This is a genomic window from Endozoicomonas sp. Mp262 (assembly GCF_025643335.1).
Taxonomy (GTDB): Bacteria; Pseudomonadota; Gammaproteobacteria; order Pseudomonadales; family Endozoicomonadaceae; genus Endonucleibacter.
The window spans coordinates 257,501-280,937 of sequence record NZ_CP092489.1; the positions used below are offsets into that span (position 1 = coordinate 257,501).

The 23,437-nt window shown below is 45.8% G+C and carries 22 protein-coding genes (1 of these 22 only partly in view); 8 read left to right on the plus strand and 14 right to left on the minus strand.

Going from position 1 to position 23,437, the window contains the following annotated elements:
- Positions 1 to 894, minus strand: partial view of an IS1380 family transposase gene (locus MJ595_RS00940; RefSeq protein WP_263322433.1) — the 5' portion only. The gene continues 507 nt to the left of window position 1, outside the view; only the first 894 of its 1,401 coding nucleotides appear in the window; the start codon lies at positions 892 to 894; its stop codon lies off the left edge, out of view.
- A 738-nt stretch (positions 895 to 1,632) separates the two neighbouring features.
- On the opposite strand from MJ595_RS00940, the gene MJ595_RS00945 reads away from it, so the two are divergent.
- Positions 1,633 to 3,033 (plus strand): IS1380 family transposase, encoded by a 1,401-nt coding sequence (locus MJ595_RS00945; RefSeq protein ID WP_263078773.1) that lies wholly within the window; start codon positions 1,633 to 1,635, stop codon positions 3,031 to 3,033.
- 338 nt (positions 3,034 to 3,371) lie between these two features.
- Here MJ595_RS00945 and rpoH read toward each other — a convergent pair whose 3' ends face one another.
- From rpoH to ftsY, 4 genes are all read right to left on the minus strand, one after another.
- Complete coding sequence (rpoH, locus tag MJ595_RS00950) at positions 3,372 to 4,226, minus strand: RNA polymerase sigma factor RpoH (protein WP_263080650.1); 855 nt, start codon at positions 4,224 to 4,226, stop codon at positions 3,372 to 3,374.
- Positions 4,227 to 4,366: 140 nt separating this feature from the next.
- On the minus strand, positions 4,367 to 5,401 hold the full coding sequence (ftsX, locus tag MJ595_RS00955) for a permease-like cell division protein FtsX (RefSeq protein ID WP_263080651.1): 1,035 nt from the start codon (positions 5,399 to 5,401) through the stop codon (positions 4,367 to 4,369).
- The gene (gene ftsE / locus MJ595_RS00960; protein WP_263080652.1) at positions 5,398 to 6,066 is read right to left on the minus strand and encodes a cell division ATP-binding protein FtsE; all 669 of its coding nucleotides are present in this window, start codon (positions 6,064 to 6,066) and stop codon (positions 5,398 to 5,400) included. Before ftsE ends, ftsX begins: the two co-directional genes overlap by 4 nt.
- A 58-nt stretch (positions 6,067 to 6,124) precedes the next feature.
- Positions 6,125 to 7,780, minus strand: a complete 1,656-nt coding sequence (gene ftsY, locus MJ595_RS00965) for a signal recognition particle-docking protein FtsY (protein ID WP_263080653.1) — start codon at positions 7,778 to 7,780, stop codon at positions 6,125 to 6,127.
- 738 nt (positions 7,781 to 8,518) lie between these two features.
- Between ftsY and MJ595_RS00970 the strand changes: the two genes are divergently transcribed.
- Both MJ595_RS00970 and MJ595_RS00975 read left to right on the plus strand, forming a co-directional pair.
- The gene (locus tag MJ595_RS00970; protein ID WP_263080654.1) at positions 8,519 to 9,322 is read left to right on the plus strand and encodes a hypothetical protein; all 804 of its coding nucleotides are present in this window, start codon (positions 8,519 to 8,521) and stop codon (positions 9,320 to 9,322) included.
- A 185-nt stretch (positions 9,323 to 9,507) separates the two neighbouring features.
- Positions 9,508 to 9,726 (plus strand): DUF2835 family protein, encoded by a 219-nt coding sequence (locus MJ595_RS00975; RefSeq protein ID WP_263080655.1) that lies wholly within the window; start codon positions 9,508 to 9,510, stop codon positions 9,724 to 9,726.
- A gap of 157 nt (positions 9,727 to 9,883) precedes the next feature.
- On the opposite strand, the gene MJ595_RS00980 is transcribed toward MJ595_RS00975, so the two are convergent.
- From MJ595_RS00980 to def, 6 genes are all read right to left on the minus strand, one after another.
- Positions 9,884 to 10,135 carry a YfhL family 4Fe-4S dicluster ferredoxin gene (locus tag MJ595_RS00980; RefSeq protein ID WP_263080656.1) on the minus strand — a complete coding sequence of 84 codons (252 nt, stop codon included), beginning with the start codon at positions 10,133 to 10,135 and terminating at the stop codon, positions 9,884 to 9,886.
- A 30-nt stretch (positions 10,136 to 10,165) separates the two neighbouring features.
- Positions 10,166 to 10,642 carry a pantetheine-phosphate adenylyltransferase gene (coaD, locus tag MJ595_RS00985; RefSeq protein ID WP_263322434.1) on the minus strand — a complete coding sequence of 159 codons (477 nt, stop codon included), beginning with the start codon at positions 10,640 to 10,642 and terminating at the stop codon, positions 10,166 to 10,168.
- Between the two features lie 336 nt (positions 10,643 to 10,978).
- On the minus strand, positions 10,979 to 12,463 hold the full coding sequence (locus tag MJ595_RS00990; RefSeq protein ID WP_263080658.1) for a coniferyl aldehyde dehydrogenase: 1,485 nt from the start codon (positions 12,461 to 12,463) through the stop codon (positions 10,979 to 10,981).
- Between the two features lie 252 nt (positions 12,464 to 12,715).
- Entirely contained in the window at positions 12,716 to 13,810 is a 1,095-nt protein-coding gene (locus MJ595_RS00995; RefSeq protein ID WP_263080659.1) for a malate dehydrogenase, read from the minus strand.
- Positions 13,811 to 13,955: 145 nt separating this feature from the next.
- Positions 13,956 to 14,540: a 16S rRNA (guanine(966)-N(2))-methyltransferase RsmD gene (gene rsmD / locus MJ595_RS01000; RefSeq protein ID WP_263080660.1), complete on the minus strand. Its 585-nt coding sequence runs from the start codon at positions 14,538 to 14,540 to the stop codon at positions 13,956 to 13,958.
- An 88-nt stretch (positions 14,541 to 14,628) separates the two neighbouring features.
- On the minus strand, positions 14,629 to 15,297 hold the full coding sequence (gene def, locus MJ595_RS01005) for a peptide deformylase (protein ID WP_263080661.1): 669 nt from the start codon (positions 15,295 to 15,297) through the stop codon (positions 14,629 to 14,631).
- Positions 15,298 to 15,614: 317 nt separating this feature from the next.
- On the opposite strand from def, the gene mscS reads away from it, so the two are divergent.
- The 3 genes from mscS to MJ595_RS01020 all read left to right on the plus strand — a co-directional run bounded on the left by mscS (position 15,615) and on the right by MJ595_RS01020 (position 19,013).
- Complete coding sequence (mscS, locus tag MJ595_RS01010) at positions 15,615 to 16,505, plus strand: small-conductance mechanosensitive channel MscS (RefSeq protein WP_263080662.1); 891 nt, start codon at positions 15,615 to 15,617, stop codon at positions 16,503 to 16,505.
- Positions 16,506 to 16,956: 451 nt separating this feature from the next.
- On the plus strand, positions 16,957 to 18,324 hold the full coding sequence (locus MJ595_RS01015) for a transposase (RefSeq protein WP_263078002.1): 1,368 nt from the start codon (positions 16,957 to 16,959) through the stop codon (positions 18,322 to 18,324).
- Positions 18,325 to 18,635: 311 nt separating this feature from the next.
- Positions 18,636 to 19,013, plus strand: coding sequence for a DUF1800 domain-containing protein (locus tag MJ595_RS01020; RefSeq protein WP_263080663.1), 378 nt, complete (start codon positions 18,636 to 18,638; stop codon positions 19,011 to 19,013).
- Positions 19,014 to 19,026: 13 nt separating this feature from the next.
- Here MJ595_RS01020 and MJ595_RS01025 read toward each other — a convergent pair whose 3' ends face one another.
- Complete coding sequence (locus MJ595_RS01025; protein WP_263079026.1) at positions 19,027 to 20,175, minus strand: IS4 family transposase; 1,149 nt, start codon at positions 20,173 to 20,175, stop codon at positions 19,027 to 19,029.
- A gap of 30 nt (positions 20,176 to 20,205) precedes the next feature.
- Here MJ595_RS01025 and MJ595_RS01030 point away from each other — a divergent pair, with 30 nt between their 5' ends.
- Complete coding sequence (locus MJ595_RS01030) at positions 20,206 to 21,387, plus strand: DUF1800 domain-containing protein (protein ID WP_263322435.1); 1,182 nt, start codon at positions 20,206 to 20,208, stop codon at positions 21,385 to 21,387.
- Positions 21,388 to 21,520: 133 nt separating this feature from the next.
- Entirely contained in the window at positions 21,521 to 21,967 is a 447-nt protein-coding gene (locus MJ595_RS01035) for an acetyltransferase (RefSeq protein WP_263080664.1), read from the plus strand.
- Between the two features lie 25 nt (positions 21,968 to 21,992).
- Here the strand turns inward: MJ595_RS01035 and MJ595_RS01040 are convergent, their stop codons facing one another.
- Both MJ595_RS01040 and MJ595_RS01045 read right to left on the minus strand, forming a co-directional pair.
- On the minus strand, positions 21,993 to 23,150 hold the full coding sequence (locus tag MJ595_RS01040; protein ID WP_263080665.1) for a CAP-Gly domain-containing protein: 1,158 nt from the start codon (positions 23,148 to 23,150) through the stop codon (positions 21,993 to 21,995).
- A gap of 40 nt (positions 23,151 to 23,190) precedes the next feature.
- Positions 23,191 to 23,325 carry a hypothetical protein gene (locus MJ595_RS01045; protein ID WP_263080667.1) on the minus strand — a complete coding sequence of 45 codons (135 nt, stop codon included), beginning with the start codon at positions 23,323 to 23,325 and terminating at the stop codon, positions 23,191 to 23,193.
- Positions 23,326 to 23,437: the final 112 nt, after the last annotated feature.

Consider the following 23,437-nt stretch of genomic DNA (forward strand, 5'->3'; position numbering starts at 1 on the left):
TTCTGGCTCAGGCATATCGTTCAACTTGGCTAAGGCTGTTTTAACCTTGAAAGCTCGACGAGCCTCATCTAGCAACTCTTTGGCTTTAGGGCGTAAGGCCGTCTTGTGACCGGCACCTTTACCCAGCACATAATCAGCATGAGTATTAGCCTGAACAACATGCATTAACTCAGGTTGAGCAAAGTGGCTATCCCCGCGCACCAGCAAATGGGTTTTTGGCCACCGTTTACGGATAAGCTTGATGACACGCTTGATAATAGCGGCATTTTCCCTGCCTGTTGGCGTTTTGCCTGGACGGAGGATGGCAGTAATCAGCTTGCCACTGAGACCTTCAAAAATCAGCAAAGGCAGATAACAGTAGTCCTGATATTTGGCATTAAACAAATTCATTTGCTGCGATCCGTGGGTAATGGCCGGTGTGTGATCAAGATCGATCACGATAGCCATAGGTGGCAAGTCATAACTGGCGATAAAATGATGCACAAATGCTTCAGCCATTTGATAGATATCTTTGCGCCGCATGGACTTCCCGAGCCGTGTGTAGGTGGGAGATGAAGCCAGGTGGTTATCATCATCCAAAGGGTTTCGTCCGGTAGCCAGCTTTAACATGGGGTCTTTACGGAGGCGGTTGCTGTCGTTGGCATCCTCATAACCGCAAGCCATTTGCAAAATTCGCTGAACCAGGAGGTTTTGCAGAGAGTGGTCAATGTAGGATGGGTGACGCTTGTCATCAATGGCCTGGGTCAGTCTGGAAATAAGTCCGCTATGCAATATGGTTTCCCGTAACAGCAGAGCCCCAAAATCTGAAGATAACTCTCCACCATTGAAGTCCGCACGGATAGTTTTACCATTTGAAGGATGAAAGCGAAGCTGCTCTTGTGTAGATTGGGTCATGGCAAGTTCCGGTTTGCTTTTTCCGAAGCATTTTTTTGTCAATCCAATCGTACCAACAGATTGGACGGAACTTGCCTTTATTTATGAAATATCCGGGTTAGGGCGTATGCGGTATTAATCCGGATTTCTCCGGGCTATCCCCCACTACCGGGCAGATTCCTACGTGTTACGCACCCGTCCGCCGCTCGTCAGCATCTAGCAAGCTAGATCTGTTACCGCTCGACTTGCATGTGTTAGGCCTGCCGCCAGCGTTCAATCTGAGCCATGATCAAACTCTTCAGTTTAAATCGTCACATTTTTCTTACGAAAAATGTAATGCTCATTCAGTTAAACGTACATGTTAAATTAACGAGTATGTTCACTCATGAATTCGCATCAAAATATATTACAAAAAAGCGTAGCTTTTTTGTGACTGATGCCATCACACAAGCGCCCACACGAATTATCTGATACTTTATTAAAGAACTCGGTTCAATCAAGGGGTTGAACCGGCTGATTCAGCAGAGAGCCATTAGCCCGTAGAAAGTGCCGATCAGCAAGGCCGCCTATCTTAATGCGACGACTGTCGTTGTCAAGCATTCTTTTCAACACGCTTAGTTAAAAGCAAAAAGAAGCCATCCAACCCGCCAACCATGCTTAGCCCGGATATTTCATAAATAAAGGCAAGTTCCGCCCAACCACTTGATATGATTGGGTCGACCAAAAAAATGCTTCGGAAAAAGCAAACCGGAACTTGCCATGACTCAATCTACACAAGAACAGCTTCGTTTTCACCCCTCAAATGGCAAAACTGTCCGTGCCGACTTCAATGGCGGGGCGTTATCTTCAGATTTTGGTGCGCTTTTGTTACGGGAAACCCTGCTGCATAGCGGACTTATTTCCAGGCTGAGCCAGAGCATTGATGACAAGCGCCACCCAGCCTACATTGACCACTCCCTGCAAGACCTTCTGGTTCAGCGAATCTTGCAAATGGCTTGTGGTTATGAGGATGCTAACGACAGCAACCGCCTGCGCAAAGACCCAATGCTCAAGCTGGCTGTCGGAAAAAATCCTTTGGATGAGGATAACCATATGGCGTCTTCCCCCACCTACACACGACTGGGGCAGTCCATGCGGCGCAAGGATATTTATCGGATGGCCGAGGCGTTTGTTCACCATTTTATCGCCAGTTACGACGTGCCGCCCATGGCTATTGTGATTGATCTTGATCACACGCCCGCCATTACTCATGGTGGTCAGCAAATGAATCTGTTTAACGCAAAATATCAGGATTATTGTTACCTGCCTTTACTGGTTTTTGAAGGGCTCAGTGGCAAGCTGATCACGGCTATCCTGCGTCCGGGCAAGACCCCGACAGGCAAGGAAAACGCTGCTATTCTCAAGCGCATCATCACGCTCATCCGTAAACGGTGGCCGAAAACCCATTTGCTGGTACGTGGTGACAGTCATTTTGCCCAACCTGAATTAATGCATATTGTTCAGGCTAACAAGCATTCTGATTATGTGCTGGGCAAGGGTGCTGGTCATAAAACAGCCTTACGCCCCAAAGCCAAAGAGCTGCTGGGTGAGGCTCGTCAGGCTCTCAAGACCAAAACGGCGCTGGCAAAGTTGAACGATATGCCAGAGCCTGAGCGACTCAGGCTGTACGGAGAGGCCGACTATCAGGCTAAAAGCTGGAAGGGGCTGGATACCCGGATAATCTATAAGGCCGAGGTTAACCAGAAAGGCGACAATCCCCGCTTTATTGTCACATCGATCAAAGAGGCTTCCTCTGAGGTGATTTATGAAGATTTGTACTGCCCAAGGGGGCAGGATGAGAATTTCATTAAGCACCTGAAAAGCGACCTGTCCGGTGACAGGTTGTCGGATCAACGCTTTCTGGCAAATCACCTGAGGCTATTTTATGCCTGTGCGGCTTACGTCTTGCACTACGAGTTAAGAATCAAGGCTCTGAAAGGAACAGAGCTGGAGAAAGCCCAGCCATCAACGGTGATAACAAAGCTCTGCAAAGTAGCGGTCAAAGTGGTTGAGTACAAAGACCGAATCAAACTACACCTACCCCGCTGCTGCCCGTTCAAGAAGCTTTTACAGCATGTAACGGAGGTCTTTTATCTAATGCCGCTGCCTCGGCCCGGATAGTACTCTTAATAACGCCCAATCTAATCAAATGGTGACCAGACGAGAGTAGTTTGGGGTATTCATTTGTCCTGAAAAAGCCAAATTGACTGATAATTATTCAGATTGGAGCCGAGTCGGAGCCTGAAGAGCTTTTGTCACAGAAAATAAAGCAGCAGCCCCACAGCAAAGTCAAAATTGAGTGGTCTGGGGTGGTGTTTCTGCTGCTTTATGAAATATCCGGGTTAGTCAGCGGAGACGCATTATACACACTCATATAAAGAGATCAATACAAGCCTCACAAATAAAAAAAACTGCTGAAAGCGGCAGTTTTTTTACAGGCTGTGATGGTTTGAAGGTTCTTAGGCCATTATGGAACCCTTTACTTTTTTCATCGCATTTTTTTCAAGCTGCCTGATTCGTTCTGCAGAAACTCCATATTCAGCTGCAAGCTCATGCAGTGTTGCCTTGCCCTCATTTAGCCACCTCCTCTCAAGGATGTCACGGCTACGCTCATCCAATAAAGCAAGAGCCTGCCTTAACTTACTGACTGAGGATTCAGACCAGTCTGCATCTTCAAGCTGTGTGGCCGGATCAAAACGCCTGTCTTCCAGATAGTGAGACGGAGCCTGATAGGAGCTATCATCGTCATCATCGGCATAACCATCAAAGGCTGTATCCTGGCCAGCCATTCGCCCTTCCATCTCCCTGACAACTTTGGCCTCTACACCAAGATCCTTCGCTACGGCCTCAACTTCTTCATTATTAAGCCATGCCAGTCTTTTTTTAGAACTTCTCAGATTGAAAAACAGTTTGCGCTGCGCCTTGGTGGTTGCAACTTTGACTATGCGCCAGTTACGCAAAATAAATTCATGAATTTCTGCCTTAACCCAGTGAACAGCAAAGGAAACAAGCCGAACACCCACTTCAGGGTTAAAGCGCTTAACCGCTTTCATCAAGCCCACATTGCCTTCCTGGATGAGATCAGACATTGGCAACCCATAGCCTGAATAGCTTTTGGCAATATGAACAACAAAACGTAAATGAGACATAACCAGCTGTCTGGCTGCCTCCAGATCATTGTTATAGTAGAGACGCTCGGCCAGCTTGCGTTCCTGCTCAACAGACAACACAGCAATAGTGCTAACAGCCTGAACGTACGCCTCAAGATTACGCCCCGGTACTAACATATCTACTGGCTGTATACTGGTTCCCATAACTGACTCCGACAAAATACTTTCAATACTCCTGACTTGATTAAAACAGCAAAAGTTCCCTTACTCGCTTAATAGTATATCAAACTCAAAAGGGGCTAGCGTTAATGAATTTACAGGATTTTTTCATACTTTCCCGGTAATTAACAAGGCTCAAGCTTTTTTAAATGTTTGAAGCAGCTAGCCATCGCACCCAGAATACCTAATAACACGCCAGAGCCTAGCAGAGCAAAAAACATCTGCCAGCCGGGTTCAGCCAACGTAAAAGATTGACTATAAAGCCCTGCCAAAGACATGACCGAAGGAAGCAGCGCAATCAGGGTTCCCCAGGTAATCATTACAGCCAGCAAAGCACCGAGCAAACCATAGAGCATGCCGGTGTAGAGAAAAGGCAGCATAATAAATCCATCAGTTCCTCCAACCAGCTTTACCACGGTTATCTCCTGCTTCCGGGCCTCAATACTTAAACCCACTGTATTGCTAATGGCAAGCCAAACCGTTAGACCTAAAAGTAACGCCAGAGCAATTGAAACCCTCTCCAGAAACTCCGTAATAGACAGCAAACGCTGAACCCATTTTTTATCCAGCCGTACCTGCTCTACCCCTGGCAATGCCTGTAACCGGCCAACCAGCTGATCAAGGGCATTATAGGAAATACCTGCCGGAGCACTCAGCTGCAATACGCCTGGCAAGGGATTAAAACCAAGTTCAGATACAATATTGCCAATTCCCACACTCTTTTGGAAAGACAAAAGTCCTTGTTCGGGAGAAATATAAACAGGCTCATCACCGGAGATTTTCAGAACCTCCCCCTGAAGATCTTTGACTTTTGCAGCATTTATTTCAGTGGACAGGTACAACGAAATTTTAGGATTACCATCCCACCCTTCAGCCAAGACCTGAATATTATTCACCAGAAGATAAAAAAGGGCGGGCAAGGTAAAGGCCAGGGCAATCATAAGGCAATTCATAAAACTGGCAACAGGTGCCTTAATAAGACGCCTGAACGCTTCTATGGCCATATGGTAATGAAGCCCCAGAAGATACCCATAAGAAAGCAACCCTGTGGTCTGCCGTTCCGCTCCCCTTAACGACTCTTTATCAGAAGATACCGACTTATCCACTGATCGTTTTCTACCCGTTTTCTTCCTTGAATTCTTCCCAGGAAAAAGACTCATTGTACCTCCTGATCACCCACCAGGCGCCCACTATCCAATGTAAGAATACGGTGATGCATACGGGCAACCAGCGCAAGGTCATGACTGGCAATTAGCGCAGTTACACCAATTTGGTTGAAATTTTGAAATAACTTCATTATTTCGCTGGAGAGCTGCGGGTCTAAGTTACCGGTAGGTTCATCAGCAAGAATTAATGCCGGCCTGTTTACCACTGCCCTGGCCAGCCCTACCCGTTGCTGCTCCCCCCCTGACAAAGCAGAAGGAAATACTTTTTCCTTATTAAGCAAACCCACCATATCAAGAGCCGCCCTGACACGACCCGCACAATCCTTATGGGATAAGCCGGAGATAACTAAAGGTAAAGACACATTATCAAAAACAGAGCGATCAAAGAGCAACTGGTGATCCTGAAAAACAACGCCAATATTGCGCCTGAAGTAGGGAATTTGCCCCCGGCCAAGGGAGCGTACATTATGACCACCCACCCAGATATGTCCCGCAGAGGCATGCTCAAGCAACATAACCAGCTTCATCAAAGTGCTTTTACCCGCACCCGAATGACCGGTCAAAAAGGCAAGCTCACCTCTTTTCAGGTGAAAACTCACCTGTTCAAGGCCTACATGCCCACCAGGATAGCGCTTGCTAACATTATCAAACCGGATCATTCAACGCTTCGCCCTTCAATCCCTGCCAATACAATGCATTACCTGATTAATTGATTAATCACTTATTACTATCAAAGAGTGCATCCACAAACTCATTGGCAGCAAAGGGCCTGAGATCGTCGATTTGCTCACCAACACCCAAAAACCGGATCGGCAACTGCATTTGCCGTGATAGCGCAAAAATAACCCCGCCCTTGGCTGTCCCATCCAGCTTGGTCAATGCCATTCCAGTCAGGCCAACAGATTCATGGAAAAGCTTAGCCTGGCTCAAGGCATTCTGGCCTGTACCCGCATCAAGTACCAGTAGCAGTTCGTGGGGTGCCGATGCATCCAGCTTACCAAGAACCCGCTTTACTTTTTTAAGCTCTTCCATCAGGTTTTCTTTGTTATGCAGGCGCCCGGCAGTATCAGCAATCAGGACGTCCGCTCCCCGCGCCTTGGCCGCCTCAAAGGCATCAAAGACAACAGAGGCACTGTCAGCTCCGGTATGCTGGGCAATAACAGGTATACGATTCCTTTCTCCCCAAACCTGCAGCTGCTCAACTGCCGCCGCACGGAAGGTATCACCCGCAGCCAGCATCACATTCTTACCCTGCTTTTGCAGGCGGCTCGCCAGCTTGCCAATGGTGGTGGTTTTGCCCACGCCGTTAACGCCGACCACCAGAATAACATAAGGTTTTTTCTGGTCACCGATCACCAGTGGCTTATCTGCCGGTTCCAGAATACCTCTAAGCTCTGCCTTAAGGGCTTCAATCAAGGCATCAGCATCATCAAGCTCTTTATATTTGACCCTTTGCGTCAGCTTTTCGATGATCTCACTGGTTGCCTCAACACCGACATCTGCCACTAACAACTGTGTTTCCAGTTCTTCCAGCAAATCATCATCAATTTCCTTCTTGCCGATGAAAAGCTCGGTAACACCTTCCACAAGGACGCTGCGAGTCTTGCTTAACCCTTTGCGCATTCGGGCAAAAAAGCCACCACCCTCAGGTTCAGGCGCAGAATCCCGGCTATCCTCTGTCGTGATCTCTACAGGGGAAGGACGGGTTTCCAAAGAAGCCGCAACAGGCTCCTCTGGCTTAACAGATTCAGTTTCATCAACGGTTTGTTCTACCCTGGAAACAACGTCACTGGGCTCAGCTTTTTTTTCCGCCGTTTCCACAACAACGGAAGGCGCCTTTATTTCGCCTGCCTCAGGCTCTGCGGTAGCTTGTTGCTGACTGAATTCAGCACCTTTGGCAGCCTCGGGCTCCGCTATTTTTTCTTGAGCTGGCGTTTCAATTAAAGCTTCAGGTGCCTTCCCGGACAGGGTGTCTACAGCCTTTTCGACCTTCTCTCCAACCTCACTGGTACGCTGCTGTACCACAGGGTCAGCAGTGGCAGGCTGTTCACTTTCCGGGCTTTCAGCCGGCTTCTCAAACTTTTGCCTCATTCGGGCAAAAAGTCCCAGCTTACCTTCTCCCACACTGGCCGAACCTTCCACGGAAGCTTCGTTCTTGGCAATATCCTGCTTTACAGAAGAATCATCCTTACTCAAGCCATCAGCAGCCTGACTTCGCTCAACTTCAGCCGGTTTTGACAGATCGTCTTTGACCTCAGGGGTATCCTGGATCTGTTCTACAGACTCTTCAGACTGACCCTGCTCTTCACGCCGTCCCCAGGGCCAGATGCGCCGTTTGGCTGCTTTCTCATCATCGTTGCGAGAACCGAACATAAACTACTTCATTCAGAATTGTTAATAAATCCACCACCAGGTGCTGCTAAGCCATATGCAAGCCAAACAGCCCCTGAAACCAGGCTTGAGCCCATTTAGAGGGTGCAGTAAAGGAACCATACTTAACCAGGACACTATCCCGGACATTCCCGGCCTTGACCGCTTAGTTACTACACCTCTGCGGAGGAAATGACAGTCGGGGTAATCCTATCCTAATTCAAACTTTCAAGAAACGACGTTTCTCAATTCAGGGGCAACAAAATAATAATCCATTTACCGCTTACCCTAGGGGCTGTTGATGTTTTATCGCGAACTCAGTGGTTCGTAAAGCGGCCTTACGCAAGGCGAACTGGTGCAGCGCGTAGTTATTCTACGTCAAGCCAGTTTAACGCAGTCGGAAGGCCGCTTTACGAGCCACCCGGAGGGCCAAAGCCAGCGCTTCCGTGCCGTCGTTGCAGCAGCTTGAAAGGCATGAGCATTCCTGCGCTGCTACGCCTAGCCACGAAAACGCTGGCTTTGGCTGAGCACACGATAAAACATCAACAGCCCCTAACGGTAAAGGCCAAATGAAAAATTTAAATAATTAAGGCGGTTACGGATTTTTTACTATTTTTCTGAACTATATTTAATCCGTTTCGTCAAATTACTGGAAATCACCTGAAAACAGAGGGTACCCCTGAAGAGCACCCTCCACAGGAATAACCCTATCCAAAGTCCCTTCCCGAGAAGGAGGAATGAATGAAAAAAAACACTCCGGTGGTATTTCTGCCAATTATTGCCGCCATCCTGGCTCTGGCCGGAGGGTGTGGCAAACAGGACAGTTCACCAACAACGCTAGTATCCAGCGACAAAAAGCATACACAAGAAGAAGCTTACGACTGCTCATCCCTTGACCGCAGCAATCCATTAAAACAAAGCTGGTGTGAAGCTCATGCAGCCTTTGACAAAAGGGAAGACCTTAAGATTGGCAGTGATGCTTTTAAACAATACCTTAGCGGATATCGACATGGTATCAATGATGCCCGGCTTGCCCAATCAAGTCGTATCCCCAGGGTGCCCGATGCTTCCCGCAAGGAATCTTCCGAGGATGCCGGGTATCGCGATGGTTATCAGTCCGTCATTACCCAGTTAGGGCTTCTTGAGTTTGATTGCGCCATCAGTGGCGAACCCAGTGAATACCGTGAACGCTGGTGTGAAGCTGCAGACTCTTACCGGCTGGCTGGCATCGGTGGAGACAACCCCTTCCTGAGAGGGCGGTATATCGATGGCTACATGGCTGGCGGCCGGGTAGCACTGACAGTACCCACTTCCATGGAGTCTTTTTTCAGCGGGGATACCCCAGAGGGCAAACAGCCTGCCATTGTCCAGCCTGAAGGTGCGCTTGAGGGAACAGAGCTGGCGTTTTACCGCGGGTTTGATGAAGGCTATAAGGCTATGATTGCCAGCATAAGAGAGTCCATCAACCAGGTTATGGAACAAATGCAGGCACCTAACAACATGCAGTTTCCAGATGGCATGTCGCCTCCTCCACCTGAGGAATAGAAAACAGGGAATAGATAGCATGAAGGATCTCCTCTCTATTTCCCATTAACCGTCTCCATTGCCTCTATCCAAGGGGCATTATCATGATGAACCAGCGATTCGTTAGTAAAATTTTATAGCCAGGAAATCATGGTTTAAAATAGTGAAAGGAGGAAGATAATAACAATCAATAGCAAGGGGTGACTATGCCAAAAGCGGTCTTTTCCATCCACCTTAACTCAGAACAAGTACTTCAGTACTATAAAGGTCTAAAACAGCGGGTTCAGGTTACCACGACGGATGGGCAATCCATGAGCCTGCCCTATGATATTTTGCTTAACTTCGTCACCAGAGAGGGGATTTACGGAACCTTCGAAATCACCTATGGCAGTGATGGCAAACTGGGAGAGCTGAAAAGGCTATAATACCCATCTTTCTTTGCAAGGCGCCATTGGGAATTAAAAGATGAGACAGGGACAACCACTGAAGGAAACTGCGGCCTGTTCATCCTTGGAACAGCCTGCCGTACACTACGGTTCCTTCGCAAGGAACCGTTTTTCCGGCTTACCATACTACCCGGCATCAGGCGGCGGCAGTAATAATCTCGTACTTCGCCAGCAATTCTTCTGGCGTTTCCTCATGGTTCGGATCTTTGGGTATACAGTCTACAGGACACACCTGCTGGCATTGTGGCTCATCGTAATGCCCAACACATTCTGTGCACAGGTTTGGGTCAATCTCATACATCTCCTCACCAGGAGAAATCGCACTATTGGGACACTCTGGCTCACACACATCGCAGTTGATGCAATCGTCAGTAATTACCAAAGCCATATTATACCTCCAGGGCCAAGCAGTTATTGCTTACCCAAATCTGCCAGTGAGCGCTTCTTCTACGCAAGGCGCAACAAATTTTGATACATCGCCGCCAAGGGACGCTATTTCACGTACCAAAGTAGATGAAATATAGGAGTACTGCTCTGCTGGCGTCAGAAACATGCTTTCGACCTGAGGTGCCAAAACCCGGTTCATATTGGCCATCTGAAACTCATATTCAAAGTCAGATACGGCACGAAGGCCACGTAGAATAACATGAGCCTTTTGCTCCACCAGGAAATCTGCCAAAAGGGATCTGAACCCTGTTACTTCAACATTATCCAGATGAGCAGTCACTTCTTCAGCCAGCCTGATCCGTTCTGCCATATCAAACACAGGTTTTTTCTTCGGACTTTCTGCAACAGCAATAACAATCCTGTCAAACAGCTTTGCAGCCCTTTCCACCAAGTCCATATGGCCTTTAGTGATTGGGTCAAAAGTTCCCGGATAAATTACCTTAACCATCAAAAATGACTTTCCCGCCGGTGACTGGCTTGTCTGTAAAACATCAAATGAAGTTGCTCCCAAAGCCTGTTCATCATCTTTTGTGAGCAACAAACGACTGATAGTATCGAAATCAAGGGAACGGTACAAATAGGGGAAATACCAGATCATTTAGGGAGATAGGGAATCCTGGGTTCGTTCCCGAACTCTTGGGAATACCTACTTCGCCAAGCTATAACAGTTGGAGGTATCCGTATAGGCTGTCGCAAAAGAGTAAAAAGCCCTACTTTTTATCTACAAGGTTGGATTTCGCGACAGCCTCAGGATACTGGGAATGATCCGAATAGCATATCCAGGTCAGGTCAAAAATTTAACCAGTAATTTTTTCAGGAAACTGTTATAGGGTGGATAGACCATTTTGGCTGAATTAGCGCGGCCTTTGGTTAACACTGATTTTGCCTTGCTAAACGTCATAAATCCTTCATGACCATGATAGTGCCCCATTCCCGAAGGCCCAATACCGCCAAAGGGCATATCATCAACAGCCACGTGCATAACAGTGTCATTAACCGCCACGCCTCCGGAGTGAGTCTCGGCAAGAACCCGTTCCTGCCTGGCCTTGTCAGAACCAAAGTAATACAGCGCTAATGGACGGGGTTTTGACCGGATATAATCAATAGCCTCACCCAAATCATCAATAGCAATAACCGGTAATAAAGGCCCAAAAATCTCTTCCTGCATGACAGTCATTTCATCGGTAGGGTTCAGGATAAGATGAGGAACCATACGACGACTGCCGTCATTAACCACCTCGTCGGAAACCGGACGAATATCAGCCCCCTTAGCCCGGGCATCCTCAAGGTGGGCCTGAAGCCTCTGATATTGACGATCATTAATCACGGCAGAGTATTCATTATTACCACCAACCGAGGGATACATAGCCTTGAAGGCTTTTTGATAACCCTGAACAAATCCCTCAATAGTATCTCTCTGAATCAACAGGTAGTCCGGTGCAATACACGTCTGCCCGGAGTTAATGGACTTGCCAAAGCAAATACGCTGGGCGGATTCCTCTACGGGGAAATCACTTTCCACAATAACAGGAGACTTACCTCCCAGTTCCAGGGTCACAGGGGTCAGATTTTTTGCTGCGGCCGCCATTACCTGCCGGCCCACCTGGGTAGACCCTGTAAATAGCAAATGATCGAAGGGAAGTGCAGTAAATGCCACCGCAACGTCGGCTTCACCGGTTACAACACTCACCTGGTCTTCAGGAAAGGTGTTTTGAATAATTTCGGCAAAAACGGCAGATGTCCCGGGTGTATACTCAGACATCTTAATCATGGCCCTATTACCCGCAGCCAGAGCGGTTACAAGAGGAACCGCACCCAGTTGTATCGGGTAATTCCAGGGTACTACAATACCAACCACACCCAGGGGCTGATAAACCACTTTGGCAGAGGCGGGCTGTAACTGAAAGCCCACATGCCGCTTGCTGGGGCGCATCCATTTGCGAAGATTACGGATACTGTACTTAATCGCTTCAAGTACAGGCATAAACTCCGCTAACAGGGTTTCATTCCGGGCGCGTCCCCCAAAGTCTTCATGGATAGCATTGATCAGTGCTTCCTTATTATCAAGCAGTGCTTTTTGTAGCTTTTTCAACCGGGCAACCCGCTCCTCCCTCGATGGACACGGGTCTTTTAAAAATGCCTGCCGTTGTGAATCAAACAAGCCTTTCAGCTTCTCTTCCAACTGACTACCTGATGCCTCAGTGTGTATTAACGTCACTTTTGTCGCCACCGCCTGTTCACGCTGTGTCTCCAGAGCCGTATCACTCATAACCTTCAACTGCCTTATTATTCTTGTTATTTTTTGCCATTAGAGTATTTACCCTAGATTAACAGTGAGTCAAATTTTTCTTAGAGACAGCTGCACTTATTGCTTGAATCCAGCATAGCGTGGCTTTAAAGACTATTTGCTTATTTCCCTTATTTGAGAGGGCAGGCTCCCAAGATGGAGTAAGGGAGCCCACATTTCGGATAACTCAGAGACTGTTGAGTTTACTGTTAGCCAGCTCTACATGCACGACCTTCAACAAACCCGGTCAGCCTTATAGTAAGCCTTTCCTGTATCAATACCGTTATCAAACTGTGTTTGTCCGGTACGATCAGAGCGAGCCATATTTTCCAGCTTCGCGGCAGTTTCTGCAGGTAATAAGTGGTCAACAGCCGCCTTTTCTTCCAGCAATTCCTGCTCGGTTTTTTTCATCATCTGCTCACCGTATTTATTCACTGGCAGATTCTGGACAATCTGATAGCTGCCAAATTCACAGATAACCGGGAAGGAATAATAAATGCCTTTAGCCACTCCGTAGCTGCCATCAGAAATGATCCCCATACTGACCACAGTACCCTCACTACCCAAAGCCCAGTCATGCATGTGATCAAGGGCAGCCTGGGCGGCAGACGCTGCACTGGACATACCCCTGGCTTCAATAATTTCAGCACCGCGCTTCTGAATACGGGGCGTGTATTCATCCTTGTACCACTGGGGGTCAATCTGATCGATAACAGGCTCTTCACCCAAAACACGGGCATGATGAAGATCCGGATACATGGTGGGTGAGTGGTTACCCCAGATACATACCCCATCAATATCTGACGGGTTAACGCCCAGTTTATTGCCCAGGATGCCCTTGGCTCGATTATGATCCAGGCGGGTCATGGCACAAAACTGGGCCGGGCTAAGATCAGGCGCATTACGAGCCAGGATCAGGCAGTTGGTATTGGCCGGGTTACCCACCACCAGTGCTTTGACATCCCGGTTAGCCACTTCATTCAGAGCCTTACCCTGCTCTGCAAAAATTTTGGCATTGGCTTCCAGCAGGTCCGCCCGCTCCATCCCTTTAGTACGGGGACGGGCACCCACCAGCAAAGCATAGTGAACCCCTTTAAACCCTTCAAAGGGGCTATCGTGCAAGGATATACCGTGAACCAGGGGAAATGCGCAGTCTTCCAGCTCCATGGCTACGCCTCGAAGTTTATCCATGGCCTGGGGTATTTCCACCAGTTGAAGGATCACCGGTTGATCAGTACCCAGCATCTCACCGGCAGCAATCTTGAACAGCAGTGAATAGCTAATATTGCCTGCTGCACCAGTCACGGCGATACGGACAGGTTGTTTCATGGAACCGCTCCTTATTAAAGTTTTGGGCTCTAACCGGATATCCGGCTGTTATTATTTTATAGGCGGTGGACAGGTTAACCAGTCAAGCCAATGAAGTCCACCGACCAACTCAATCAAGGACAGCTTTCCGAAACACCACCCACTGTCACTGAGTAGTCCAAAGACTGTATCGAACCTGTCCAGCCACCTTCTCCTTAAACTGACACCAGTCTTGAGGGAGGGCATCCAGGGATAACTCCTTTTCCACTTCAATATAAATAATGGTTTCATTATTAAGGTAGCCATTTTCCTGCAACAAATCACAGGTTTGGTTAAGCAGCCCTTTTCTAAAGGGTGGATCCAGAAAGATGATATCAAAGGACTGACTCGCCCGCTGTGACAGCCAGCTTAAACTATCCGTATTCATTACCTGACCATGACTGGCTGATAGCAGTGCCAGATTGTCAATCAGTACCCGGGCCGCAGAAGGGGCTTTCTCAATCATTACCGCCTCTTTGGCACCCCGGGACAAGGCTTCCAGTGAAAGGGCTCCTGTACCACTAAAACAATCCAAAACCCTGGCGCCAGGGATATAAGGAGCCAGCCAGTTAAAAACAGTCTCCCTGACCCGGTCGGAGGTTGGCCGCAAACCTTCAATGTCAGCAACAGGAAGCTTTCTCCCCCGCCACTCCCCCCCAATGATTCTTAACTGCCCACAGCCACCATGGCGAGTATTGGTTTTACGACGCATTAGAGGTATCCAGGATAAAAGCATTGGATTATGCCGGATGACTCATTATTCATCAAAGCTTGATGTTAAGGCCTGGTATAATTGATCGTCAGTGTACATTTTCATTTTTTATATTTTTTTCATTATTTTGGTTTTTATCCTTCGCCAGCTTTTCACGCAACAGGGCTTCCAGCTTCCGCCGTTCTTCCATAACCTGCGACTGTAGCATAAGGCCATGCAGTTCCGGATCATTTTTATCTTTAAGCCGATCAATATACAAAATACCGTTCAGATGGTCGGTTTCATGCTGAAAAACCTGGGCAAATAAACCGGTTGCCTTTCCCTCAACCCGCTTGCCTTCCAGGGTATAGTAACGGTAATTGATTGAGGGGTATCTCGGCACACACTTGCTATAGAAATGGGGTACAGAAAAACAGCCTTCCGGCATTAACACTTTTTTATCTTCGGTGGGCGTATACTCAGGGTTTACTACCACAGTCCAGGGTATACTTCGCTGTCCAGGAGTTGCCGGTACCTGAAATACAAACACCCGTTCACTAATACCAATCTGGGGCGCAGCCAGCCCCACTGCATCGGTTCCCGTTTTTGCACTAACCAACAGTTTATTAGCAGTATCCCTGGTTTCTTTCGCAAGGGGGTCAACGGGTTCCGCTTTTTTTCTTAACAGCGGTCCGATATAAGCTGTTTCATTAATGTAAATGGTTTGTAATGAGTGATATTCTACGTCCTCTCCATCTCCATAAGAAAAATCTGTCATAACAGCTGCGGGAATAATTAAACTGTACAGACATGATTTAATTATTACCCGCCTTATTTTATAACCCAGCATTATATAAACTACCTTTCCCAGCTACCCCATCAGACATATTTATTATTTAAAGTAGATAATAAAAACAGAAATAGAGAATATAGCAAACATCTGATTAAATCTTAGAATTTTATTAACTGTCCAGCTTTTCAATTAGGAAAACCCATACATTCTCCCCCTTGCATTTCACTACGCCTATTGATAAAAACTACAGCGTCAGTCTATTTATATTTTTGCAGTCATTCTGGGAGTTTTAATAGAAGACAATGAACGAAAATAATGCAGTAGAAAACGTAACTAATGGGGCTGTGCATTGGTTTGTCAGTCATCAGGAACTATTAATTCGCTACAGCGAGGGTATTATTACTGCGATTCTGATCCTGATTGTCGGTAACTGGGTCGCAAAAAAAATTGCCCGATCTGTGGGCAGGCTTATGCAGAAAAAACAACTTGATGGCACCGTCGTTGATTTTGTTCAACATCTGTTACGTTATATCTTGCTTCTTATCGTACTGATTGCAGCGCTGGGCCGTATAGGTGTGGAAACCGCCTCCATCGTTGCTGTTGTGGGTGCTGCGGGTCTGGCCATTGGTCTGGCGCTACAGGGATCACTATCCAACTTTGCAGCAGGCGTATTGATTGTGACATTCCGCCCATTCAAGTCCGGTGACTATGTTGATATTGGCGGCGTAGCCGGTTCAGTAACATCCATCCAGATATTTTCTACGGTGCTGACAACCCCTGACAATAAAATGGTTGTTGTGCCGAACGGCACTGTAATCTCAAGCCCTATAACCAACTACTCTAAATATGACACCCGTCGTATCGATTATGTTATTGGCGTTTCCTATAATGCAGATCTGCAAAAAACAAAGACCACTTTAACCCGGGCCGTTAAAGCTGATTCCCGTGTTCTTAAAGAGCCAGGGGTTACTGTTGGTGTCCACGCCCTGGCCGACTCATCAGTAAATTTTGTAGTACGTCCCTGGGTAAAAACCAGCGATTACTGGGATGTCTATTTCGATTTACTTCAGGCCATCAAGGAAGAACTGGATAAAGAGGGTATTGAAATACCCTTCCCACAGATGGATGTTCACTTCAATTCTTCAACGGCCGTTGCACCTACTTCTAAGGTTGAAATGCGAAATATTGCTTAAACAAGCTAAGCGTCTCGCTCCCAGCGTCCCGAGAGTGTCGCAAAACTAAATGCAGCGTGAACAAAACGAGATTGATTCTCTTTTTTTTAACCACAGCACCCTAAAGGGCATAATAAAGACACGGAGGCACAGAGTTTTTATATCTTTAAACTATAAATCTCCGTGCCTTTCTGTCTTTATTATGCCCTTTAGGGTGCCGTGGTTAATAAAAATAACTTTTGCGACAGCCTAAATGCATACGAATGTTTCAACCTACCCAATAGCTGTATGAGCTGTATGGATATTCACACGTCCCTGCACTAAGAAGGCACAAAGGGATAACCAACAGCTATTCCCGTGACATCAATTAAATCACTGCAACAGCAAGGCTTACAGTAAATTCCAAATGGAGTGATTTCGCACAAAATAACGTCTACTTTTGATAGGGATACTTTATCAATGGCTGTCTCTCATGGCTTATCCATTCCAAAAAAGTCGTAAGCATCTTTGTGCAAACAGTTTAATTACTACGATTTCTGAAAGTTATGAGCAAATTCCAGATGTCCGACCAAACAAGGATTCCAGAAAAATAACAATACATGATGCCTCCATGTCCGCTTTTGCCATGATGCATCTCAAGTACCCATCGCTCCTCTCGTTTGAGCGTGATAAAACAGAGCAAGAAGTAAGGCATAACCTTGAGCACCTGTATCAGATAAAAAAACGTGCTCCCTGTGATACCAGTATGCGGGAAATCCTGGATCCAATAGATCCCGTAGAGTTCAAAAAGCCTTTTAAGACATTGCTGTCTAACGTCCAAAGGGGCGGATTACTGAAGGCATTCGAATTTCACTGCGGGAACTTGAAAAATCACTACTTGCTCCCGATCGATGGAACTGGGCTATTTTACTCCTGCAATAATAAAAAACCTTGTCAGGAGTGCTGTACTAAAAATAAGGGAAAGGCCAACGAAGCTCACTACCACCAGTTAATGGCAGCATGCATTGCTCACCCGGATCAAAAAACAGTCTTGCCATTGGCACCGGAAGCCATAGTTTGCCAGGACGGTTCGACCAAAAATGACTGTGAAAAAAATGCCATTAAACGGTTGTTTGCCACCATACGAGAGCATCACCCACGTCTAAAGTTCGTTATTCTTCTGGACAGTCTTTATGCTGACAACCCCACTGTCCAACTGATTAAGAGTTATGGCTGGCATTACATCATTGTCGCGAAAGATGGCAACCATGCCTCGCTGGTTGAAGCGATGGATGAGCTGGATAAAGAAGGAAAAGTTCACCGTGCTGAAAAAGTTAATGAAGAGACTGGAATTAAGTGGTGGTTTCGCTATGCCAATGACGTCAGGCTGAACAAGGCAAAATATGCAGAACAGGTTAATGTGCTTGATTTTGTCGAAACCGATAAAAAAGGTAAACAGCATATCTGGTGCTGGGTGACTGATATTCCGCTTAACGAAGAAACCATAGAACCCGTCATGAAAGGAGGGCGCTGCCGATGGCATATTGAGAACCAGACGTTTAACACCCTGAAAAATCAAGGCTACGATCTCGAACATAACTACGGTCACGGTGAGAAGCACTTAGCCACAAATCTGGCCTATCTGACGATGCTTGCTTTTCTCGTAGATCAAATACAGGAACTGTGCTGTCCCCAGTTTCAGGAAGCTTTAAGAACCCGCTCAAAAGGAGTCCGTATAGCATTATGGAAATGGATACAGGGCTATTTTTTGCATTGGCTGATAAAAACGTGGGAGGGGCTTTTTTACACAGTAACTCATGGTATTGAAGAGAAAAGGGTGATTCCATTCGATACATCATAACCGGCCATATCGTAGCTACGTTCAGGGGTGACATTTTTTCTTTAAAGCTCCGCTTTGTTAATTGGCGGCTCAGTTTTGATCGGCTTCATTATTTTTGCTGCCTTATTGTCAATACCAACGATCATCGACGTTCATCATGCGGGAATAGCTGGATAACCAATGCTCATAAAAATTAGAATACTTTAACCTTATATTGCATGCATCAATAGATCCACACTCCAGTCTCTGTATAATCGCCTCCTTTTTAATTGTGGGACTTTTCTAACATTGTAATAATACACGACATTAATCACTCATGATGGAGTTGAATTTTGGCAGTCACACTAGACAATCAGGCACAGGCTGCAAAGTTTCTTTATCGGGCTACCTTTGGCCCAAAAGGTAGTGATGTAGCTGACCTGCTTGAGACTGGAGTAGACAACTGGTTAGAACAACAATTCAATATCCCCCCTCAACTACACCTGAATCTGGCAAGAGAATATGCAAAAGTAAATAACACGGTTACCAATAAACAGTCCAGAAGAGGAGCCTGGTGGTATCGTACCCTTTATGCTGAGGACCAGTTAAGACAAAGGGTTGCCTATGCACTTAGTGAAATTTTTGTCCTCTCAACCTTCAACGGAGGACCCAGAGATGATGAAGCGCTCATTGCCTATTACGACCTCTTGCTAAACCATGCCTCTCTGTAGGGGACAATTATCCCTAACTCTTACTGTCGCAATGAGTGGCTGGCCTTACAGGCTGGCCAAACATCTCAATATGAAACATTAATTCTGTACTGGATGAAGTACGGTCAAACAGAAGGCTTGCCAGCCACTCCAGTCCATATCGAAAAATACTATTGGCAAGGCGTCCATGTTTTAGCCTTTTGATGGGCTTAATTTCAGCACGCCATTCTCCTGTGCAGTAAGCCCAACAATAGGCAAGGGTTACAATTCCCAGCAGGCGCTCAATACGCTCTCTGTCTGACAGGTGTGTACTCTCCAGATCGAAACCTCTACCCTTTAAAGCTTGGAATAGTGTCTCAATTTCCCATCGCCTCATGTAGTCACCCAGCGCCTCCTGACCTGCTTCATTGCTGATAATGATGACGCGTTCCTGCTCTGAGCGATAACAGGAAAGAAATACACGAACACCCCAGAGTTCCCGTGCATGATTCAGATGCATGCTTTCTCCCACTTTCAGACTGAAAAATCGATACGCTTTCAATTTTTCCGTTCGATGGCGGTTCATTGTGCGGGTGTCGTTTGGAATGCGGATACGGAAAGGAATTTTCTGCGCTATCAGCCACTTTAACCATTTTTCACCCCGAAACTCACGGTCTGCGGTTAAATACTGTATACGCTCTGTACCCAGTAAGTTGATAAAACGCTTCAGCAGCGTGATTCGTTCCTCCATGCTGGACATGCCCTTTTTGGGAAGGAGCGTCCAGACAATAGGAATGGCAGTGCCTTTATAAGCAATTGCCACCATCATGATATTGATTTTGAACTTTCCAAACTGCCAGTTGGAGCGATCCAGGCACACAATCCAGTTGCCTTCAGGCACCATCCAGTCAACAACCATTCGTGCCACACAATCCAGCTCGAAGCCTTTCCACATCAGGAAACGTTTGAGGCGCTTACGTCTGGAGTCTATTTCAGTGTGGTGCCCCATCGTTTGAGCTATACGGGACAAACTGACCGTGCCAACCTGTATAAGGCCAAAGATGGCGAGAGCCATAAGGTTAATACGGGATTGATGCCAGTTAAAAGAAGCTTTAAGCTGTTTTTCCAGAGAATGAGTATGCTGCACAAAAAGTAAACTGCTTGAGGTAAAGGACTTGCAGAATACTGATTGAAAGCAGCTCATTCTCCCTCATAGATCAACGTTTACCTCAGAATTGTCCCCTACAGAGACCATGCCTTTGGTAATTTTCGTCAACTCCTGGAGCAAGTGACGCTCAGCCCGGCAATGGGCAAGTTTCTATCCCTGAATAAAAGTAAAAAAGCAAATCCCAAAAAAAATAGCTATCCCGACGAAAACTATGCCCGGGAAGTCATGCAGTTATTTACTATTGGCTTATGGGAACTGGATAGTGACGGGCAATCCGTTCTGGACTCAGATGGAAAACCCAAACCTACCTACTCCCAGCAAGATGTTGAGGAGATGGCCAGGGTTTTGACCGGATGGACCAGTAGCAATGCTATTGATCCTATGCATTCTGTTTCTCACAATCATGATATGGGACAAAAGAAAGTCCTCCATGCAATATTCCCTGAAGGACAAAGTCCAGAACAGGACTTATCCCAAGCCATGGATTTATTATTTAATCATCCTAATACGCCCACCTATTTCTCAACATTATTGATTAAAAGACTAACGACCAGTAATCCTCACAGGGCCTACATAAAAAGAGTTTCAGATGTATTTAGGGATAATGGTTATGGTGTCAGGGGTGACCTTAAAGCCGTGATTAAGGCTGTTTTACTGGATAGTGATGTCCTGGAAGGCAAAGCCATGTCTGATTACCAGAATACAGGAAATTCTTCCAATAACTTTGGCAAAGTGAAAGAGCCGGTGGTGGCCATGGCTAACCTCGCTCGGGCTCTTGAGGTAACAAGCAATCGTCCACACTGTTGGTCAGACTTTCCTGGCCTGGGCAATAATAATTTTGGACAGGCACCGTTGGAAGCACCCAGTGTTTTTAATTTTTATGAAGCTGAGTATTCACCAAAGGGGGAAATCTTTGATAAAAAACTGGTTGCTCCTGAATTTAACATTCTGAATATGTGCACATTAAGAGCCATTAGTAATCGTATGTGGGCCGTAATTGAAGGTACTGGTCACCGCAGGGGATGGAACTGGGATCGCAGTGAGTTTAAACGGGCAATCGATAACCCGGATCGCTATCTTGATCTGCTAAACCTTCGTTTTTTTGGTGGTAATATGCCATCAGATTTATCAAACTTCTTAAAAAACATGCTGTTAGAAAATCGTCAAAACGGTCAATCTGCTGACCAGCAAATCAATGACACTCTCTTTGCCATTCAATGCTCACCCGAATTCCGCTGCCAGTACTAAAGGGTATGAGATTATCACGCAGAACGTTAACAAAATTAATAGAAACCATTAAGTCTTTGATTTGAACTCGCTCCCAGGCTCCCGAGGGGATCGCAAAACCCTCAGGAGCCTGGGAACGAGAGGAAATTCTCACATGAAAATCGATAATGCCTCAAAAGCTGACTACCCTGCCTTAATTGAAATCTGGGAAAGCTCCGTTCGGGCCACTCATCACTTTTTACCTGAAGAAAATATAAAAACCTTAAAACCTCTCATTCTAGAGCACTATTTTGATGCTGTTGATTTAAGAGTCGCCAAAAATAAACCTGATAATATTGTTGGCTTTATTGGTGTCGCTGATCAAAATATAGAAATGTTATTTATATCACCAAATTACCACAATCGTGGCATCGGCTCTCTGTTATTAAAAAATGCAATTCAGTACCAATCAGCAATTAAGGTTGATGTCAATGAACAAAATCCTGATGCTATTGGTTTTTATCTGCACCAAGGCTTTGAAATTGTTAATCGCTCTCCATTAGATGATCAAGGCAACCCTTTTCCATTGTTGCATATGGAATTAAGTAACATAAGGGGTTAGGTCTTTTGTCTAGCATTGAACCAATTTATTTTGCTTCATAAACATTTTTATCTTTTAGGATTAGGATAATAACTTTTGCAATTCTCTCAATATTTTCCTCGGTATTTGTTGCCATAGGGTTGTATTTATTTATATGACTAAATTTGGTTCTAATATCTTGATCAGAAAAGTTATACCCTTTCCTCTTTATACAGTTTTTTACTTGAGATATAACTTTTTCCTTATCTGTTTCATTTGTGAGAGGCATACTTTGAGCTTGCCGCACATGCTGGTCTGGACTTGATTTTGGGGAGGGTGTGTATGAGTGCATGATGGCTGCATATTTATTAGGTTTTCCATAGCTTGTTAAAAATGAATAAAACCCATCAGTCTCTACTTCATCCATACGTCCTGTTTCTTTGAATTTTTGTTGCTGAACATCACTAACTGTCTTTCCTGCAAAATGTTTTTTTACGTCAGGGGGTAATGAGGGTAGGGCACTATCTATAGATCTCTGAGCGTTCTCTTTATTGATGCTTTCAAATTGAGTTCCTTTTCCGATAAGCCCTAGAGGAGGCATAAGTGAAGCGTGACCTTGCTTGGCATGAAATAACCTTTGTTCGTTATATTTACCAGTTCCACTGCCAACCCGGTTATCAAATTCAACACCAATAGTAATCTCTAAACTTTTATTAGGTTCCAGCATGCCAAGCCACTTTATCGTACCATTTTCTTCGCCATGATCTGAATGCCACACTACTTTTGCTCCGGGTAATATATGTGGGTCATGCATGTTGTACCAATAAACGATCCCTTTATGGGAACCATATAAAACGATATCTCTTACCATTTTATCTAACTCTGATTCGCTAAATATCTCATCGCTATTAAGTAAGGTATCTTCCTTTATACATAAAAATACAAAGCCTAAAAAGCAATCAAATGTATCGCAGTCAGGATGTTTTTTTTGTTTGTGGTATGCTCTAAGATGTTCGGGTATTTCAAGTGCCGAGCAATCGTATGCTGCGTGGATATCTTCCATATAACGTGGAAGCTTGAATTTTTTCACTCCTTGGAAGGCTATGTGTGGATACAGAGTTTGACATTGTGCAGGGTCTATTTCTATTTCAGCATAAATTTTACTAAAAAAGACTAAAGGCAACGTTAAAAAAACTATTTTTTCAAGGAAGCTAAATAAGATCATGACAGCTTACCTCCTGTTGCTTAAAGGTAGTGAGGGTACTTTATCTCTTGATCGTAGCAGCTAGCTTTTCAACACCCTGGCTGGTAATATAGCCACCGATGCCCTGCTGCACGATAGCCCTCAGTTTCAGCTCAATATCTTCTGACAGATTAGGCGCAGCCCATCTATCGGGCAACTATCAGTCCGGTAAAAACCAGCATCACCAGTTTGAAGCGGTTATAATTTTCCGAACACACAAACAAGGATAATCTTGGAACCCTACTAAGGTGTGTAGCATAATCCAATCG

Bases quoted from the DNA above. Each gene is read 5' to 3' on its own strand.
- MJ595_RS00945 (WP_263078773.1), top strand. From the start codon at position 1,633: ATGACTCAATCTACACAAGAACAGCTTCGTTTTCACCCCTCAAATGGC.
- rpoH (WP_263080650.1), bottom strand. From the start codon at position 4,226: ATGGGAACCAGTATACAGCCAGTAGATATGTTAGTACCGGGGCGTAAT.
- ftsX (WP_263080651.1), bottom strand. From the start codon at position 5,401: ATGAGTCTTTTTCCTGGGAAGAATTCAAGGAAGAAAACGGGTAGAAAA.
- ftsE (WP_263080652.1), bottom strand. From the start codon at position 6,066: ATGATCCGGTTTGATAATGTTAGCAAGCGCTATCCTGGTGGGCATGTA.
- ftsY (WP_263080653.1), bottom strand. From the start codon at position 7,780: ATGTTCGGTTCTCGCAACGATGATGAGAAAGCAGCCAAACGGCGCATC.
- MJ595_RS00970 (WP_263080654.1), top strand. From the start codon at position 8,519: ATGAAAAAAAACACTCCGGTGGTATTTCTGCCAATTATTGCCGCCATC.
- MJ595_RS00975 (WP_263080655.1), top strand. From the start codon at position 9,508: ATGCCAAAAGCGGTCTTTTCCATCCACCTTAACTCAGAACAAGTACTT.
- MJ595_RS00980 (WP_263080656.1), bottom strand. From the start codon at position 10,135: ATGGCTTTGGTAATTACTGACGATTGCATCAACTGCGATGTGTGTGAG.
- coaD (WP_263322434.1), bottom strand. From the start codon at position 10,642: ATGGTTAAGGTAATTTATCCGGGAACTTTTGACCCAATCACTAAAGGC.
- MJ595_RS00990 (WP_263080658.1), bottom strand. From the start codon at position 12,463: ATGAGTGATACGGCTCTGGAGACACAGCGTGAACAGGCGGTGGCGACA.
- MJ595_RS00995 (WP_263080659.1), bottom strand. From the start codon at position 13,810: ATGAAACAACCTGTCCGTATCGCCGTGACTGGTGCAGCAGGCAATATT.
- rsmD (WP_263080660.1), bottom strand. From the start codon at position 14,540: ATGCGTCGTAAAACCAATACTCGCCATGGTGGCTGTGGGCAGTTAAGA.
- def (WP_263080661.1), bottom strand. From the start codon at position 15,297: ATGACAGATTTTTCTTATGGAGATGGAGAGGACGTAGAATATCACTCA.
- mscS (WP_263080662.1), top strand. From the start codon at position 15,615: ATGAACGAAAATAATGCAGTAGAAAACGTAACTAATGGGGCTGTGCAT.
- MJ595_RS01015 (WP_263078002.1), top strand. From the start codon at position 16,957: ATGGCTTATCCATTCCAAAAAAGTCGTAAGCATCTTTGTGCAAACAGT.
- MJ595_RS01025 (WP_263079026.1), bottom strand. From the start codon at position 20,175: ATGAGCTGCTTTCAATCAGTATTCTGCAAGTCCTTTACCTCAAGCAGT.
- MJ595_RS01035 (WP_263080664.1), top strand. From the start codon at position 21,521: ATGAAAATCGATAATGCCTCAAAAGCTGACTACCCTGCCTTAATTGAA.
- MJ595_RS01040 (WP_263080665.1), bottom strand. From the start codon at position 23,150: ATGATCTTATTTAGCTTCCTTGAAAAAATAGTTTTTTTAACGTTGCCT.